The 14,241-nt window shown below is 52.7% G+C and carries 12 protein-coding genes and 1 pseudogene; 7 read left to right on the top strand and 6 right to left on the bottom strand.

Annotated elements, in window-relative coordinates; translation table 11 throughout:
• Positions 1 to 49 precede the first annotated feature (49 nt).
• The 3 genes from glnD (at position 50) to FDX19_RS14460 (ending at position 4,074) form a co-directional block, all read left to right on the top strand.
• Positions 50 to 2,722 carry a bifunctional uridylyltransferase/uridylyl-removing protein GlnD gene (glnD, locus tag FDX19_RS14470; RefSeq protein WP_137383243.1) on the top strand — a complete coding sequence of 891 codons (2,673 nt, stop codon included), beginning with the start codon at positions 50 to 52 and terminating at the stop codon, positions 2,720 to 2,722.
• A 31-nt stretch (positions 2,723 to 2,753) separates the two neighbouring features.
• A complete protein-coding gene (dapD, locus tag FDX19_RS14465; RefSeq protein WP_039030312.1) occupies positions 2,754 to 3,578 on the top strand; it encodes a 2,3,4,5-tetrahydropyridine-2,6-dicarboxylate N-succinyltransferase in 825 nt (274 codons plus the stop codon).
• A gap of 109 nt (positions 3,579 to 3,687) precedes the next feature.
• Positions 3,688 to 4,074 carry a DUF3461 family protein gene (locus FDX19_RS14460; protein ID WP_005132126.1) on the top strand — a complete coding sequence of 129 codons (387 nt, stop codon included), beginning with the start codon at positions 3,688 to 3,690 and terminating at the stop codon, positions 4,072 to 4,074.
• 88 nt (positions 4,075 to 4,162) lie between these two features.
• Here the strand turns inward: FDX19_RS14460 and cdaR are convergent, their stop codons facing one another.
• From cdaR to dgt, 3 genes are all read right to left on the bottom strand, one after another.
• Positions 4,163 to 5,320 (bottom strand): DNA-binding transcriptional regulator CdaR, encoded by a 1,158-nt coding sequence (cdaR, locus tag FDX19_RS14455; protein ID WP_005132128.1) that lies wholly within the window; start codon positions 5,318 to 5,320, stop codon positions 4,163 to 4,165.
• A 150-nt stretch (positions 5,321 to 5,470) separates the two neighbouring features.
• Positions 5,471 to 6,904 carry a serine endoprotease DegP gene (gene degP, locus FDX19_RS14450; protein WP_005132129.1) on the bottom strand — a complete coding sequence of 478 codons (1,434 nt, stop codon included), beginning with the start codon at positions 6,902 to 6,904 and terminating at the stop codon, positions 5,471 to 5,473.
• A 129-nt stretch (positions 6,905 to 7,033) separates the two neighbouring features.
• On the bottom strand, positions 7,034 to 8,551 hold the full coding sequence (dgt, locus tag FDX19_RS14445) for a dGTPase (protein ID WP_137383242.1): 1,518 nt from the start codon (positions 8,549 to 8,551) through the stop codon (positions 7,034 to 7,036).
• A gap of 83 nt (positions 8,552 to 8,634) precedes the next feature.
• Here dgt and mtnN point away from each other — a divergent pair, with 83 nt between their 5' ends.
• From mtnN to FDX19_RS14430, 3 genes are read left to right on the top strand one after another with little or no spacing between them, the layout of a single operon-like run.
• Positions 8,635 to 9,333 (top strand): 5'-methylthioadenosine/S-adenosylhomocysteine nucleosidase, encoded by a 699-nt coding sequence (mtnN, locus tag FDX19_RS14440; RefSeq protein WP_137383241.1) that lies wholly within the window; start codon positions 8,635 to 8,637, stop codon positions 9,331 to 9,333.
• On the top strand, positions 9,326 to 10,126 hold the full coding sequence (gene btuF / locus FDX19_RS14435) for a vitamin B12 ABC transporter substrate-binding protein BtuF (RefSeq protein WP_137383240.1): 801 nt from the start codon (positions 9,326 to 9,328) through the stop codon (positions 10,124 to 10,126). Before mtnN ends, btuF begins: the two co-directional genes overlap by 8 nt.
• Positions 10,127 to 10,163: 37 nt before the next feature.
• Positions 10,164 to 10,787 carry a TRIC cation channel family protein gene (locus FDX19_RS14430; protein ID WP_137383239.1) on the top strand — a complete coding sequence of 208 codons (624 nt, stop codon included), beginning with the start codon at positions 10,164 to 10,166 and terminating at the stop codon, positions 10,785 to 10,787.
• 119 nt (positions 10,788 to 10,906) lie between these two features.
• Here the strand turns inward: FDX19_RS14430 and erpA are convergent, their stop codons facing one another.
• The 3 genes and pseudogenes from erpA to clcA form a co-directional block, all read right to left on the bottom strand.
• Positions 10,907 to 11,251: an iron-sulfur cluster insertion protein ErpA gene (gene erpA / locus FDX19_RS14425; protein ID WP_003018581.1), complete on the bottom strand. Its 345-nt coding sequence runs from the start codon at positions 11,249 to 11,251 to the stop codon at positions 10,907 to 10,909.
• Positions 11,244 to 11,309 (bottom strand): annotated as a pseudogene (gene yadW, locus FDX19_RS25335) (small protein YadW). Before yadW ends, erpA begins: the two are co-directional and overlap by 8 nt.
• A 23-nt stretch (positions 11,310 to 11,332) precedes the next feature.
• Positions 11,333 to 12,754 (bottom strand): H(+)/Cl(-) exchange transporter ClcA, encoded by a 1,422-nt coding sequence (clcA, locus tag FDX19_RS14420; RefSeq protein WP_137383238.1) that lies wholly within the window; start codon positions 12,752 to 12,754, stop codon positions 11,333 to 11,335.
• 168 nt (positions 12,755 to 12,922) lie between these two features.
• On the opposite strand from clcA, the gene hemL reads away from it, so the two are divergent.
• Complete coding sequence (hemL, locus tag FDX19_RS14415; RefSeq protein ID WP_137383237.1) at positions 12,923 to 14,203, top strand: glutamate-1-semialdehyde 2,1-aminomutase; 1,281 nt, start codon at positions 12,923 to 12,925, stop codon at positions 14,201 to 14,203.
• The last annotated feature ends 38 nt before the right edge of the window (positions 14,204 to 14,241 follow it).

Raw genomic sequence — 14,241 nt, 5'->3', positions numbered from 1 at the left:
TAGGCCGGATAAGCGTAAGCGTCATCCGGCTTTTTAATGGGTGGTAACAATGAATACTCTTCCTGAACAGCACGCAAATACTGCCCTCCCCACCCTGCCTGGCCAACCGCAAAACCCAGGGACATGGCCACGGCACGACCTCAACTGTACCGGCATTAAAGCCCATATCGATAATTTCCAGCACTGGCTGGGGGAAGCTTTTGACAGCGGAATTTCCGCTGAACAGTTAATCGAAGCCCGCACCGAATTTATTGACCAGTTGCTGCAGCGCCTGTGGATTGAAGCAGGTTTCGGTCAGATTGCCGATCTGGCGCTGGTTGCCGTTGGCGGCTACGGGCGTGGTGAACTGCATCCACTGTCCGATATTGACCTGCTGATCCTTAGCCGTAAAAAGCTGCCTGACGCGCAGGCGGAGAAAGTCGGCGAGTTATTAACGCTATTGTGGGATGTGCGGCTGGAGGTAGGACACAGCGTGCGTACGCTGGAAGAGTGTCTGCTGGAAGGACTGTCAGATTTAACCGTCGCCACCAACCTGATTGAAACACGGCTGCTGATTGGCGATGTCGCGCTGTTCCTTGAACTGCAAAAGCATATTTTCAGCGAAGGTTTCTGGCCATCCGATAAATTTTACGCAGCCAAAGTAGAAGAACAGAATCAACGCCACCAGCGCTATCACGGCACCAGCTACAATCTGGAGCCGGATATCAAAAGCAGTCCTGGTGGGCTACGCGACATCCACACCCTGCAATGGGTCGCCCGCCGTCATTTTGGTGCCACGTCGCTGGATGAGATGGTCGGCTTCGGCTTCCTGACGCTAGCGGAGCGCGCCGAACTGAATGAATGTTTGCATATTCTGTGGCGGATCCGCTTCGCATTGCATCTGATCGTGAACCGTTACGACAACCGTCTGCTGTTTGATCGACAGCTCAGCGTGGCTCAACGCCTCAATTATGGCGGTGAAGGCAATGAGCCGATCGAGCGGATGATGAAAGACTATTTCCGGGTCACACGGCGAGTAAGTGAACTGAACCACATGCTGCTCCAGTTGTTTGACGAGGCGATCCTCGCCCTGCCAGCCGATGAAAAACCGCGCCCAATTGATGATGACTTTCAGCTACGTGGCACATTGATTGACCTGCGCAATGACGACCTGTTTATCCGCGAGCCCGAGGCCATTTTGCGGATGTTTTACATCATGGTACGCAATAGCGCGATCACCGGAATTTACTCCACCACACTGCGTCATTTGCGTCATGCCCGCCGTCATTTAACTCAACCGCTGTGCTACATTCCGGAAGCACGCTCGCTATTTCTCAGCATGTTGCGCCATCCGGGCGCAGTGAGTCGCGGTCTGCTGCCAATGCATCGCCACAGCGTGTTATGGGCCTATATGCCGCAGTGGTCACATATTGTCGGTCAAATGCAGTTTGACCTGTTTCATGCTTATACGGTGGATGAGCACACTATCCGCGTGATGCTGAAACTGGAAAGTTTTGCCAGGGAAGAGACCCGCCAGCGCCATCCGCTGTGTGTGGATCTGTGGCCGCGCTTGCGTCAACCGGAACTCATTCTGATTGCTGCGCTGTTCCACGATATCGCCAAAGGTCGTGGCGGCGATCACTCTATTCTGGGGGCTCAGGACGTACTCAAGTTCGCCGAATTACACGGACTCAACTCTCGCGAAACGAATCTGGTCATGTGGCTGGTGCGCCAGCATCTGTTGATGTCGGTAACCGCTCAGCGCCGTGATATTCAGGACCCGGAGGTGATTAAGCAATTCGCCGAAGAAGTACAAACGGAGCACCGTTTGCGCTTCCTGGTCTGCCTGACCGTCGCCGACATCTGCGCCACAAACGAAACGCTATGGAATAGCTGGAAGCAAAGCCTGCTGCGCGAATTATACTTCGCCACGGAAAAACAGCTGCGTCGTGGAATGCAAAATACCCCGGATATGCGCGAGCGTGTGCGCCATCATCAGCTTCAGGCGCTCGCGTTGCTGCGAATGGACAACATTGACGAAGAAGCGCTGCACCATATCTGGTCACGCTGTCGCGCCAACTATTTCGTGCGCCACAGCCCAAATCAGCTGGCCTGGCATGCGCGCCATTTGCTGCAGCACGATCTGAGCAAACCGCTCATTTTACTCAGCCCGCAGGCAACGCGAGGCGGAACGGAGATTTTCATCTGGAGCCCGGACCGTCCTTACCTGTTTGCCGCCGTCTGCGCCGAGCTGGACAGACGTAATCTTAGCGTTCACGATGCACAGATTTTCACCACCCGTGACGGCATGGCGATGGATACGTTCATCGTTCTGGAGCCGGACGGCAGTCCGCTGTCGTCAGACAGGCACGAAGCGATCCGTTTTGGGCTGGAACAAGCTATTACTCAACGCAGTTGGCAGCCGCCGCAGCCGCGCCGTCAACCGGCAAAATTACGCCACTTTACCGTCGATACCGAGGTTACTTTTTTGCCGACCCATACCGACCGTAAATCATTCCTCGAACTTATCGCACTCGATCAACCAGGCCTGCTGGCGCGAGTCGGGCAGATTTTTGCCGATCTGGGAATTTCGCTGCATGGCGCCCGAATTACAACTATTGGCGAACGAGTAGAAGATTTATTCATAATCGCCACCGCCGACCGGCGTGCCCTTAATAATGAGCTGCAGCAGGAAGTACATCAACGGTTGACAGAGGCCCTCAATCCAAACGATAAAGGGTAATGTTTTTATTTATTATGGAAAGAGTTTAACAATGCAGCAGTTACAGAACGTTATTGAGTCCGCTTTTGAGCGTCGTGCCGACATCACTCCGGCAAATGTGGATACCGTAACCCGTGAAGCGGTTAATCAGGTTATTTCTTTACTGGATTCCGGTGCACTGCGTGTCGCAGAAAAGATTGACGGCCAGTGGGTCACCCATCAGTGGCTGAAAAAAGCGGTCCTGCTCTCTTTCCGTATTAACGATAATCAGGTTATCGACGGTGCGGAAAGCCGCTACTTCGATAAAGTGCCGATGAAATTTGCTGACTACGATGAAGCACGCTTCCAGAAAGAAGGCTTCCGCGTGGTTCCGCCTGCGGCCGTGCGTCAGGGGGCATTTATCGCCCGTAACACCGTGCTGATGCCGTCTTACGTTAACATTGGTGCGTATGTCGATGAAGGTACGATGGTCGATACCTGGGCCACCGTAGGTTCTTGTGCGCAAATCGGTAAAAATGTTCACCTGTCCGGCGGCGTTGGCATCGGCGGTGTGCTGGAACCATTACAGGCAAACCCGACCATCATCGAAGATAACTGCTTTATCGGTGCGCGTTCTGAAGTCGTGGAAGGCGTGATCGTCGAAGAAGGCTCCGTCATCTCAATGGGCGTATATATCGGTCAGAGCACCCGTATTTACGATCGTGAAACCGGCGAAGTGCATTATGGCCGCGTACCGGCGGGTTCTGTTGTCGTTTCCGGCAACCTGCCGTCGAAAGATGGCAAATACAGTCTGTACTGCGCGGTGATCGTGAAGAAAGTCGACGCCAAAACGCGTGGCAAAGTGGGTATCAACGAACTGTTGCGTACCATCGACTAACAGCAATTTGAAAAAGCGGGCTTAGCCCGCTTTTTTTACATCTGCGAGTGGCATAAACAAGGCTTTTCGTTAATTATTCAATGGTTATAGTGAGCTTAAGGGTACCGCTATGTATGACAATCTGAAAAGTCTGGGCATTACTAATCCTGAAGAGATCGATCGTTACAGCCTGCGGCAAGAAGCCAACAACGATATCCTGAAAATCTATTTCCAAAAGGATAAAGGCGAGTTTTTTGCCAAGAGCGTGAAGTTCAAATATCCCCGTCAACGTAAAACAGTGGTCGCTGATGGCATCGGTCAGGGTTACAAAGAGGTGCAGGAGATCAGTCCAAACCTGCGCTATGTGATCGACGAGCTGGATCAGATCTGCCAGCGCGATCGCAGTGAAGTCGATCTTAAACGCAAAATCCTCGATGATTTACGTCATCTGGAAAGCGTCGTGACCAATAAGATCAGCGAAATTGAAGCCGATCTGGAAAAACTGACGCGCAAATAACTGCGAGTGGATGTATTCGTAGGCCGGGTTAAGGTGAAGCCGCCACCCGGCATTTTGCTTGATGCCGCAACGCTTATCGGGCAATTAATCAATGCTGCTCATCCAGTTGCAACGCCACATACAGCAGCAGTCTGTCATCAAAATTACCCAAATCCAGCCCGGTAAGTTCTGAAATACGATTCAGGCGATATTCAAGCGTATTGCGGTGGATAAATAGCGCCTTTGAGGTCGCCAGCGGCTGTACGTTGTGGCGAAACCATGCCGCTAATGTCCTCCGCAGCAAGCCATTGTTATCCATCGCTTTCAGTCGTACCAGCGGACGAGCCAGCTCATTAGCCTGCCAGCCACCACGCAGGCTGTCTAACAGCACTGGCAACATTAAATCCTGGTAAAAATAGCTGCGGCTTTCCGGCATGCGCTGCTTACCGACCATCATGGTCGTACGTGCGGTACGATACGAGCGGGCAATGCTGCCCGGCCCGGTAAAATAGTTGCCCAGCGATACGCGAAAGCGTAGCTGTCCGTTCTCTTTCATACGGGCGATCAGCTGTTCAACACGCTTACGATGATCTTCTGCATCCCAGCGGCCAAACTGATTCAGTGCGGGTTTCAGAACCACCATCTCAGTCAGTGAAACAATCGCAATCAGGTTATTTCGTTCTGGTGTCGTCAACGCATTTTGTAATTGCTGTAGTTCAGCCATGGCGCTGTCTACACCAAGCTGCCCGCTGTCGACTTCCACCACCGCTACCACACGTGGCTGGTTCAGATCTATACCTAGCCGCTGCGCCCATTCCACCAGCGCCGGGGTGTTCTCTTCAGCCTGAATCAGGTTCATCACCAGTTCTTCGCGCAGACGACTGTCCTGCGCGAGCAGATGCATCAAACGCGACTGCTCCAGCATCATTTCGGCGGTCATACACACCAGTTCACCGTACTTACGCAAATGCTCCGGCTCACCGGTTAAACCAATAACGCCAACAATTTCGCCTTCAAGCCGCAGCGGCAGGTTTATTCCCTGTCGCACGCCGTGCAGGTGTCGCGCTACCGCATCATCAATATCGACTACCCGGCCCTGTGAGAGCACCAGCAGCGCACCTTCGTGCAATTCACCAATACGTTCACGATCGCCGCTGCCGATGATCCGCCCACGGGCATCCATTACGTTGATGTTGGTATCAATGATGCGCATCGTGCGCGCCACGATATCCTGCGCCATTTTGGTATCGAGATGCCAGCCAGCCATAAAGCCCTCCTGTGAGCAGTGCTCAAGCATAGGGAAGAAAACAGGCTGCGACATTGTGCAAATGCACAAAGCAGAAGAGAGAAGTATGGAGTTGTGGTAGGTATCACAAAAAGAAACCCCTTCCCTGATATGGGAAGGGGTTCTGAGGGATTACTGCATCAACAGATAGATAGAGCTATCACCACGCTGAATGTTCAGCGCCAGAACAGCCGGTTTACTGTCGAGAATTTTGCGCAGTTCCGCGATGTTTTTCACCGGTTGCTGGTTAGCACCAATGATGACATCCCCTTTCTTCAGGCCAATCTGTGCCGCCGGCGAATTCGGTTTCACATCGCTCACCACGACACCTTTGTCCTGGCCTTTGTTGCTCATATCCGCGCCTTCAATGCCTTTGAAGATAGAGCTGGAATCAACCTGAGTCTGGCTGCTCTGCTGCAGCTCCAGGTTCACCGTTACCGGCTTACCGTCGCGCAGCAGGCCAAGGTTAATTTTGCTACCCACTGGCATGGTGCCAACCTGAGCACGCAGGGCAGCGAAGCTGCTGATGGGTTTACCGTTCAGTGATGTAATCACGTCACCCGCTTTGATACCGGCTTTCGCTGCAGAAGAGTTCGGCATAACCTGGCTGACGAATGCCCCGCGCTGGGCATCCACTTTCATCGCTTTCGCCAGCTCAGAGCTCAGCTCAGTCCCCATAATACCCAGCTCACCGCGTTTAACCTGGCCGAACTCAACCATCTGCGAAGTCAGGTTTTTCACCATGTTGCTTGGGATAGCAAAACCGATCCCGATGTTGCCGCCGTCCGGCGCGAGGATCGCGGTGTTAATCCCGATCAACTCGCCATTCAGGTTAACCAGCGCACCACCAGAGTTACCGCGGTTGATCGCCGCATCCGTCTGGATGAAGTTCTCGTAGTTTTCGGCATTCAGGCCACTACGCCCCAGTGCAGAAACGATACCTGAAGTCACCGTTTCACCAAGGCCAAACGGGTTACCAATCGCTACAGTGTAATCACCCACGCGCAGCGCATCAGAATCAGCCAGCTTAATTGCCGTCAGGTTTTTCGGATCCTGAATTTGGATCAGCGCGATATCAGAGCGCGGATCTTTTCCGACGATCTTCGCGTCAAACTTACGCCCATCGCTCAGTTGAACCTTGATCACCGTAGCGTTATCGACCACGTGGTTGTTGGTCACAACATACCCTTTCGCGGCATCAATGATGACGCCAGACCCCAGCGCCATAAATTTCTGCTGCTGTCCGCCGCCGTTGTCAGCGCCCGGAGCACCGCCCTGGCAGAACGGTGAGCTCTGGAACGGAGAACCGTCCTGGCAGAACGGAGAATTATCCCCGAAGAACTGCTGGAAATTACGCGGCATGCGCGGCGTATTGACCGTCGTGCTCCCCTCGACATTAATACTCACCACCGATGGCATCACTTTTTCGAGCATCGGGGCCAGGCTTGGCATCTGTTGGGCTGTTGTTGCTGAAGACGCTGTCTCAGCCGCCGTTGCAGACAGGGGGGACAACGCCAAACCTAAACTCAGAGCCAGTGCACTCATTGCTAATGTGGTTTTTTTCATGTGTTTCGTTCTCGATTAACAGGTCACGCAAAATTGCTGTATACCTCAGAGTCGTTTTATAGCGCTAAGTTCCAGAATGAAGTTTAAGGAAAAAGTAAAATTTTATTGTCAGTCTTTACAAATGAGTATTTATTGTTCTACCGCCATCAGCCGTCTATATTCATCCCAGGCATACAAGTCAGTCATCCCGCTGATATAATCCTGAATTAAACGGCAGCGATAATAATATTCCATGACCGGGAACCCGGCACTACCCGGCATTATTTTACTGACCGCCTCAACATAAGCAAGACGATGGCGGGTAGACAACTTTTGAAATAATCGTGATTCGATAGGGAACTGTTTTAATCTTTCGTGTTCAACCAGTCCGCTAAAGTCGGATAATGACATTTTTAACAGTGGTTGGTAGATTTCCAGAAGCCCACTGATAACCCGATAGCCTTGCAATTCCAGTTGCTCTACATCTGGATGGCTAAACACATGTTTTATCGCTACATTTTTATATACCCCAAGCAACTGGCTGAAGCTACTGGCATCTTCTAATAAAGCGTGATTAAAACTCCCCTCAAAAATTTGCGGCAAATTATCAATAAAACGTTGAGCGGCGTACGGTACCAGCTTATTCAGCGTGTTAACGCGTAAATACATAAAGAACTGATCTTCCGTACTGCGGCTTAATGTATTTGAGCGAGATTTTTCCCAGGCGTTCTCAACAACCTGGCTAAACAGGGAACCTTTTTCATGCTCCCCCCACGCCTCATACAGATGGTGGTAAAGCTGCTCGACGCTGAAGATTCTTTTCTCAACAGCATCCTCCAGATCAGCCACACAATAAGAGATGTCGTCCGCTGCTTCCATAATCCAGGTTAATGGAAAGCGACTGTAAGGCGCTAAGGATAATTCTTTACGTAACCGCTCAATATACGATTCTTCGGAAAGGTAATATCCCGGTTTCTTCATTAAATAGTTATGCGTTGCCGGTGTACCTCCACGCCACCATGCCGGGCGCGTATATTTTAAAATCCCCCCCACCTGCGACCAGGTCAGGTTCATGCGCATCAGGGTATGCACCAGCCGAATGCCCTGCGCATTGCCTTCAAAATGGCACAGGTCCTGACGTACCTTGCGGCGAATATCATTGAGCGACTCTTCACCTTCACGCAAACGTAACGCAGACACCAGGCAGCGATCGTCGCTTAAGGGCTGACTTTCAGCATCAGCCGGATAGAGTCGCTGGCGGAACCAGTCATTAATCGCTGCCTCGCCAAAGTGACCAAACGGCGGATTGCCGATGTCATGCATCAGGCAGGACATTTCGACGATGCTTTCAAAGGGACCGGTCAACTCATCCAGGCCGTACTGCTCCAACAGCTTTTGCTCTTTCAGTCGGCTGAGGATCTCTTTGGCGATATAACGCCCTACCTGCTGAACTTCCATCGAGTGCGTCAGACGCGTACGTACCGCCGCATTACGCTCCAACGGAAAGACCTGGGTTTTTTGCTGCAGTCGGCGAATAGCCGGAGAATTGATAATACGTCCGCGGTCGCTTTCGAAAATGCGCAGGATCTCATGCTCAGATTTCACGCCCTGCGGCGAACGGTAACGACGATGCCAGTTTATTTTTTTTCGGAAATCGATCTGTGCCATGTCCTCTCCCGCCTGAGAAATGCGCTACCCCTTAAGCGCATGATAGACTATGCCCTCAAATCTGGCTTATCGCGAGTAAATCTATGAAAATCGGCATCATTGGTGCAATGGAAGAAGAAGTTACGCTGCTGCGTGACAAAATCGAAAACCGTCAGACAATCGCTCTTGGCGGTTGTGAAATTTACACCGGCCAACTGAACGGTACTGAGGTTGCGCTACTGAAATCAGGCATCGGTAAAGTGGCTGCGGCGCTGGGCGCTACGCTGCTGCTTGAACACTGCAAGCCAGATGCCATCATCAATACCGGTTCAGCGGGTGGCCTGGCTTCTACGCTGAAAGTGGGTGATATCGTGGTTTCTGACGAAGCGCGCTATCACGACGCTGACGTCACCGCATTCGGCTATGAATTTGGCCAGCTACCGGGCTGCCCGGCCGGTTTTAAAGCCGACCCGGCACTGATTGCTGCAGCGGAATCCTGCATTGCCGAACTCAATCTGAACGCCGTCCGTGGACTGATCGTCAGCGGCGATGCCTTCATTAACGGTTCCGTTGGCCTGGCAAAAATTAAGCATAACTTCCCACAGGCGATTGCCGTTGAGATGGAAGCAACCGCAATTGCGCACGTGTGTCACAACTTTAACGTGCCGTTTGTTGTCGTTCGCGCTATCTCTGACGTTGCCGATCAGCAGTCCCATCTCAGCTTTGACGAGTTCCTGGTCGTTGCCGCGAAACAGTCAAGCCTGATGGTTGAAACGCTGGTGCAGAAACTGGCACATGGCTAAATACATCTTCAGGGCGCTGGTCGCCCTGCTTTTCACTCTTCCGGCGTGGCTTTACGCCGCGCCGCGTGTTATTTCGCTTTCTCCAGCCAACACTGAACTGGCCTTTGCCGCCGGTATTACTCCCGTTGGCGTCAGCAGCTATTCAAACTACCCGCCCGAGGCCAAAAATATTGAAGAGGTCTCAACCTGGCAAGGCATGAACCTGGAACGTATTGTGGCGCTCAAACCCGATTTGGTTATTGCCTGGCGTGGAGGGAATGCTGAGCGGCAGGTTAATCAACTGACCGCTCTGGGCATTAAGGTCATCTGGGTCGATGCCGTCACCATCGAGCAGGTCGCTGATGCATTGCGTCAACTTGCGCCATGGAGCCCCAAGCCTGAACAGGCAAAACAGGCAGCCCAAACCTTGCTTGATGAGTATGCTTTACTAAAATCTCAGTATGCCAACAAACCGAAAAAACGTGTGTTTCTCCAGTTTGGCGCAAATCCTCTGTTTACCAGTGGAAAAGGTTCCATTCAAAACCAGGTTCTTGAGGTCTGTGGTGGAGAAAACATCTTTTCCGGCAGCCGGGTTCCATGGCCGCAGGTCAGCCGCGAACAGGTCCTGGCAAGAGCCCCTCAGGCAATTGTTGCGACCGGCGGTTCGGGCGAAACTCTTAAAATTGAGCAATACTGGGGAAATCAGCTTAAAATCCCGGTTATTACGCTTGATAGTGACTGGTTTGAACGCGCGAGCCCGCGTATTATCCTCGCCGCAAAACAACTCTGTAATGCGCTTTCACAAGTAAATTAGCGCCTGCCCCCACCAGGTTTGTTGTGAGGATTTAAAAATGCTCGTCTATTGGCTGGATATTGTCGGTACCGCGGTATTTGCTATCTCTGGCGTATTGCTGGCCGGAAAACTGCGTATGGACCCCTTCGGCGTTCTGGTCTTAGGCGTGGTAACCGCCGTCGGTGGCGGTACGATCCGCGATATGGCGCTGGATCACGGCCCCGTATTCTGGGTTAAAGATCCCACAGATCTGGTGGTGGCGATGATCACCAGTATGTTGACGATCGTGCTGGTGCGCCAGCCAAGACGTTTACCGAAATGGATACTTCCGGTGCTGGATGCCGTGGGTCTGGCGGTGTTCGTGGGTATTGGCGTGAATAAAGCGTTTCTCGCAGGAACCGGACCACTGGTGGCAATTTGTATGGGGGTCATTACCGGTGTAGGCGGCGGAATTATTCGCGACGTGTTAGCACGTGAAGTGCCGATGATCTTGCGTACCGAAATCTATGCTACGGCATGCATCATTGGCGGGATCGTCCACGCCACCGCGTTTTATACCTTTAATGTGTCGCTGGAAAACGCCAGTATGATGGGGATGGCCGTTACCCTGCTGATTCGGCTTGCCGCTATTCGTTGGCATTTGAAACTGCCGACGTTTGCGCTGGATGATAACGGACGTTGATGTGACGATGCAGAACATGTAGGCCGGATAAGGCGTTTACGCCGCCATCCGGCACATTGCCCGGTGGCGCTACGCTTACCGGGCCTACACCATCAGACCGTCGGTATTACAGACAGCAATCAGATGCTGAAAGAGGAACCACACCCGCAGGTGCTTTTGGCGTTCGGGTTAGTCACAACAAAGCGAGAACCTTCCAGACCTTCGGTGTAATCAACCGCACCGCCTACCAGATACTGCAGGCTCATCGGATCAACCACCAGACCAACACCTTGCTTCTCAATGGTCATATCACCATCGTTTACCTGATCATCAAAGGTAAAACCGTACTGGAAACCGCTGCAACCACCGCCGGTGATATACACGCGTAATTTCAGATTTGGGTTATCTTCATCTGCGATCAGGCTTTTTACTTTATTGGCTGCTGCTTCAGTAAATTGCAGTGGCAGCGCTACGTCATCACTCATATTTTGCTCCAAACGACAATGGCAATTGGGCAAATTATAACCCAATGGTTGAGGCCATTATCTAATACCCTGGTATTTCGTTCAAGTATTCTCGCCCGTGGCGGTACTCTGGCTTTTTGCCGCCTGCTCCGCTTCCTGTTTTGCCAGTGTGCGGGCAAGGATAGTCGAGTATAGCGGTTTTCCACCCATAAACTGGGCTAATAGTGTTGCGCCAAGACAGGTAATAATCATTGGCAAAATGAGCTGATAGTTATCCGTCATTTCCAGCACCAGCACAATGCCCGTTAACGGCGCACGCACTGAAGCGGCCAGCAATGCCCCCATCCCGGCAATAGCAAACGTCCCCGCCTCCAGATGATACTGCGGAAAAGAGGCCGCTGCAGCCATGCCAAATGCCGTTCCCAGCAATGTGCCTAATGCCAGCATCGGGGCAAATATCCCTCCAGGCGCGCCGGAAGAGAAACACAGCAGCGTGGTGATAACCCTGGCGATAAAGATGAACAGCAGCAGGCCCACGCTGAAATTGCCCGCAGCGGCAATCGGGATCAGATTAAATCCACCGCCTGCCGCTTCAGGTTGAATCAAACCGAGGATCCCGCACAGGCCGCCGATCGCGCCGCCCATCAGCACCCATTTTTTAATTTCACCACCGTGGAAGCGTTGAAACATATCCTGGGTACGCAACACCATGGTATTGAACAACGGCCCGACGCAACCAAAAATAATCCCAAGGATGAGGTACAACCACAGCGTATTAACCGGCGCATTGGAGAGTTTCCCAACCTCAATAATCGGGGCCTCGCCGTTGAAAATACGAAACACAATGCTCGACATAATCACGCCGGTAAATACGGCTTTGATCGACACGAGGTTATAACGAAACTGTGGTCGCATCTCTTCAATAATGAACAGAATGCCGGCCAGAGGCGCATTAAACGCGGCCGACAGGCCCGCAGCCGCACCGGTTGCCAGTAAGGTGTGCCGCGCTTCGGCGCTACGCATGCGGAAAATATCCAGCACCATGCGCCCAATATTGCCACCAATTTGCACCGTTGGCCCTTCCCGGCCAAGCACCATCCCGGCACCCAGCGTTCCCATACCACCGATAAATTTTACCGGCAGCACACGCCACCAGCGCACAGGTCGCAATTCTTCCAATGCGCCTTCAATCTCCGGGATCCCTGAACCACCGGCTTCCGGGGCAAATTTACGCACCAGAAAATAGCCGACCATCGCCAGCAGCGCGGAGAGAATAAACGCCAGCGGCCACAGCAGAATGGCATGGTCCGCAACCTGAGCCAGCGCGCCAATGCGGTGGTTCTGTACCCAGGTCACCGCTTTTTCAAATGCCACGCCAACCAGTCCCGTCACGGTACCGACAACTGCGGCCATCAACAGGATCGCCAACGGCGTTTTGTCTCGTTCCAGGAGTCGACGGATTTGATCCCTGCGGCGTAAACGCACAATTTGTTGTGCTTCAAAAGAGGGAGAGTCAGTCTTCATCAGATGATCATTAATTGGTAATACAAATACGGAATCGGCATTCTACTCGCACATTTCACGAAAATCCCCTGCAAATCGCATTGTTTCAATTGCGTAAAACTTTCATAACCTTCTCTGAATAACTAGAATAGCGGGCATTTACTTTTTCTACGAACCAGGACCCCATCCATGAGTAAGTCTGAAAATCTCTACAGCGCAGCACGCGAACTTATCCCCGGCGGCGTTAACTCCCCCGTTCGCGCCTTTACTGGCGTGGGTGGTACTCCGCTGTTTATTGAAAAAGCGGACGGCGCATACCTGTATGATGTCGATGGTAAAGCCTATATCGATTATGTCGGCTCCTGGGGGCCGATGGTGCTGGGTCATAACCACCCGGCAATTCGCAATGCCGTGATTGAAGCGGCAGAGCGTGGTTTAAGCTTCGGCGCGCCGACCGAGATGGAAGTAAAAATGGCGGCGCTGGTCACTGAGCTCGTGCCGACCATGGACATGGTACGTATGGTGAACTCCGGTACCGAAGCCACAATGAGCGCGATCCGTCTGGCGCGAGGTTTCACCGGGCGCGATAAAATCATCAAATTTGAAGGCTGCTACCACGGTCATGCTGACTGCCTGCTGGTCAAAGCCGGTTCTGGGGCATTGACGCTGGGTCAGCCTAACTCTCCGGGGGTTCCGGCAGATTTCGCAAAACATACCCTGACCTGCACCTATAACGATCTTGCCTCAGTACGTGCGGCATTCGAACAGTATCCGCAGGAAATCGCCTGTATTATCGTTGAACCGGTTGCCGGCAACATGAACTGCATCCCGCCGCTGCCGGAATTCCTGCCGGGCCTGCGTGCGCTGTGTGATGAGTTTGGCGCACTGTTGATCATCGATGAAGTCATGACCGGTTTCCGCGTCGCACTGGCGGGGGCGCAGGATTATTACGGCGTAGTACCGGATCTGACTTGTCTGGGTAAAATCATCGGTGGCGGCATGCCCGTCGGCGCATTTGGCGGCCGTCGTGATGTGATGGATGCCCTGGCGCCAACCGGTCCGGTTTACCAGGCGGGTACGCTGTCCGGTAACCCAATTGCGATGGCGGCAGGTTTTGCCTGTCTGAATGAAGTCGCCCAGCCGGGGATTCATGAGACGCTGAACGAACTGACGACGCGTCTGGCGGAAGGTCTGCTGGAAGCCGCTCAGGAAGCAAATATTCCGCTGGTGGTTAACCATGTCGGTGGGATGTTCGGGATTTTCTTCACTGACGCAGAAACCGTGACCTGCTATCAGGACGTGATGTCCTGCGACGTTGAACGCTTTAAGCGCTTCTTCCATATGATGCTGGATGAAGGTGTTTACCTGGCGCCGTCCGCCTTTGAAGCTGGCTTTATGTCTGTCGCGCATAGCGAAGACGATATCAATAACACCATCGACGCTGCACGTCGGGTGTTTGCGAAATTGTAAGTGATGAATTGCCGGGTGGCGCTTACGCTTACCCGGCC

This window comes from Citrobacter sp. wls619 (assembly GCF_005281345.1).
Lineage (GTDB): Bacteria > Pseudomonadota > Gammaproteobacteria > Enterobacterales > Enterobacteriaceae > Citrobacter.
Note: the sequence above shows the minus strand (reverse complement) of the source record. Positions and strands in the feature narration are given on the sequence as shown.

Bases quoted from the DNA above. Each gene is read 5' to 3' on its own strand.
- mtnN (WP_137383241.1), top strand. From the start codon at position 8,635: ATGAAAATCGGCATCATTGGTGCAATGGAAGAAGAAGTTACGCTGCTG.
- hemL (WP_137383237.1), top strand. From the start codon at position 12,923: ATGAGTAAGTCTGAAAATCTCTACAGCGCAGCACGCGAACTTATCCCC.
- btuF (WP_137383240.1), top strand. From the start codon at position 9,326: ATGGCTAAATACATCTTCAGGGCGCTGGTCGCCCTGCTTTTCACTCTT.
- degP (WP_005132129.1), bottom strand. From the start codon at position 6,904: ATGAAAAAAACCACATTAGCAATGAGTGCACTGGCTCTGAGTTTAGGT.
- cdaR (WP_005132128.1), bottom strand. From the start codon at position 5,320: ATGGCTGGCTGGCATCTCGATACCAAAATGGCGCAGGATATCGTGGCG.
- FDX19_RS14430 (WP_137383239.1), top strand. From the start codon at position 10,164: ATGCTCGTCTATTGGCTGGATATTGTCGGTACCGCGGTATTTGCTATC.
- erpA (WP_003018581.1), bottom strand. From the start codon at position 11,251: ATGAGTGATGACGTAGCGCTGCCACTGCAATTTACTGAAGCAGCAGCC.
- glnD (WP_137383243.1), top strand. From the start codon at position 50: ATGAATACTCTTCCTGAACAGCACGCAAATACTGCCCTCCCCACCCTG.
- dapD (WP_039030312.1), top strand. From the start codon at position 2,754: ATGCAGCAGTTACAGAACGTTATTGAGTCCGCTTTTGAGCGTCGTGCC.
- dgt (WP_137383242.1), bottom strand. From the start codon at position 8,551: ATGGCACAGATCGATTTCCGAAAAAAAATAAACTGGCATCGTCGTTAC.
- FDX19_RS14460 (WP_005132126.1), top strand. From the start codon at position 3,688: ATGTATGACAATCTGAAAAGTCTGGGCATTACTAATCCTGAAGAGATC.
- clcA (WP_137383238.1), bottom strand. From the start codon at position 12,754: ATGAAGACTGACTCTCCCTCTTTTGAAGCACAACAAATTGTGCGTTTA.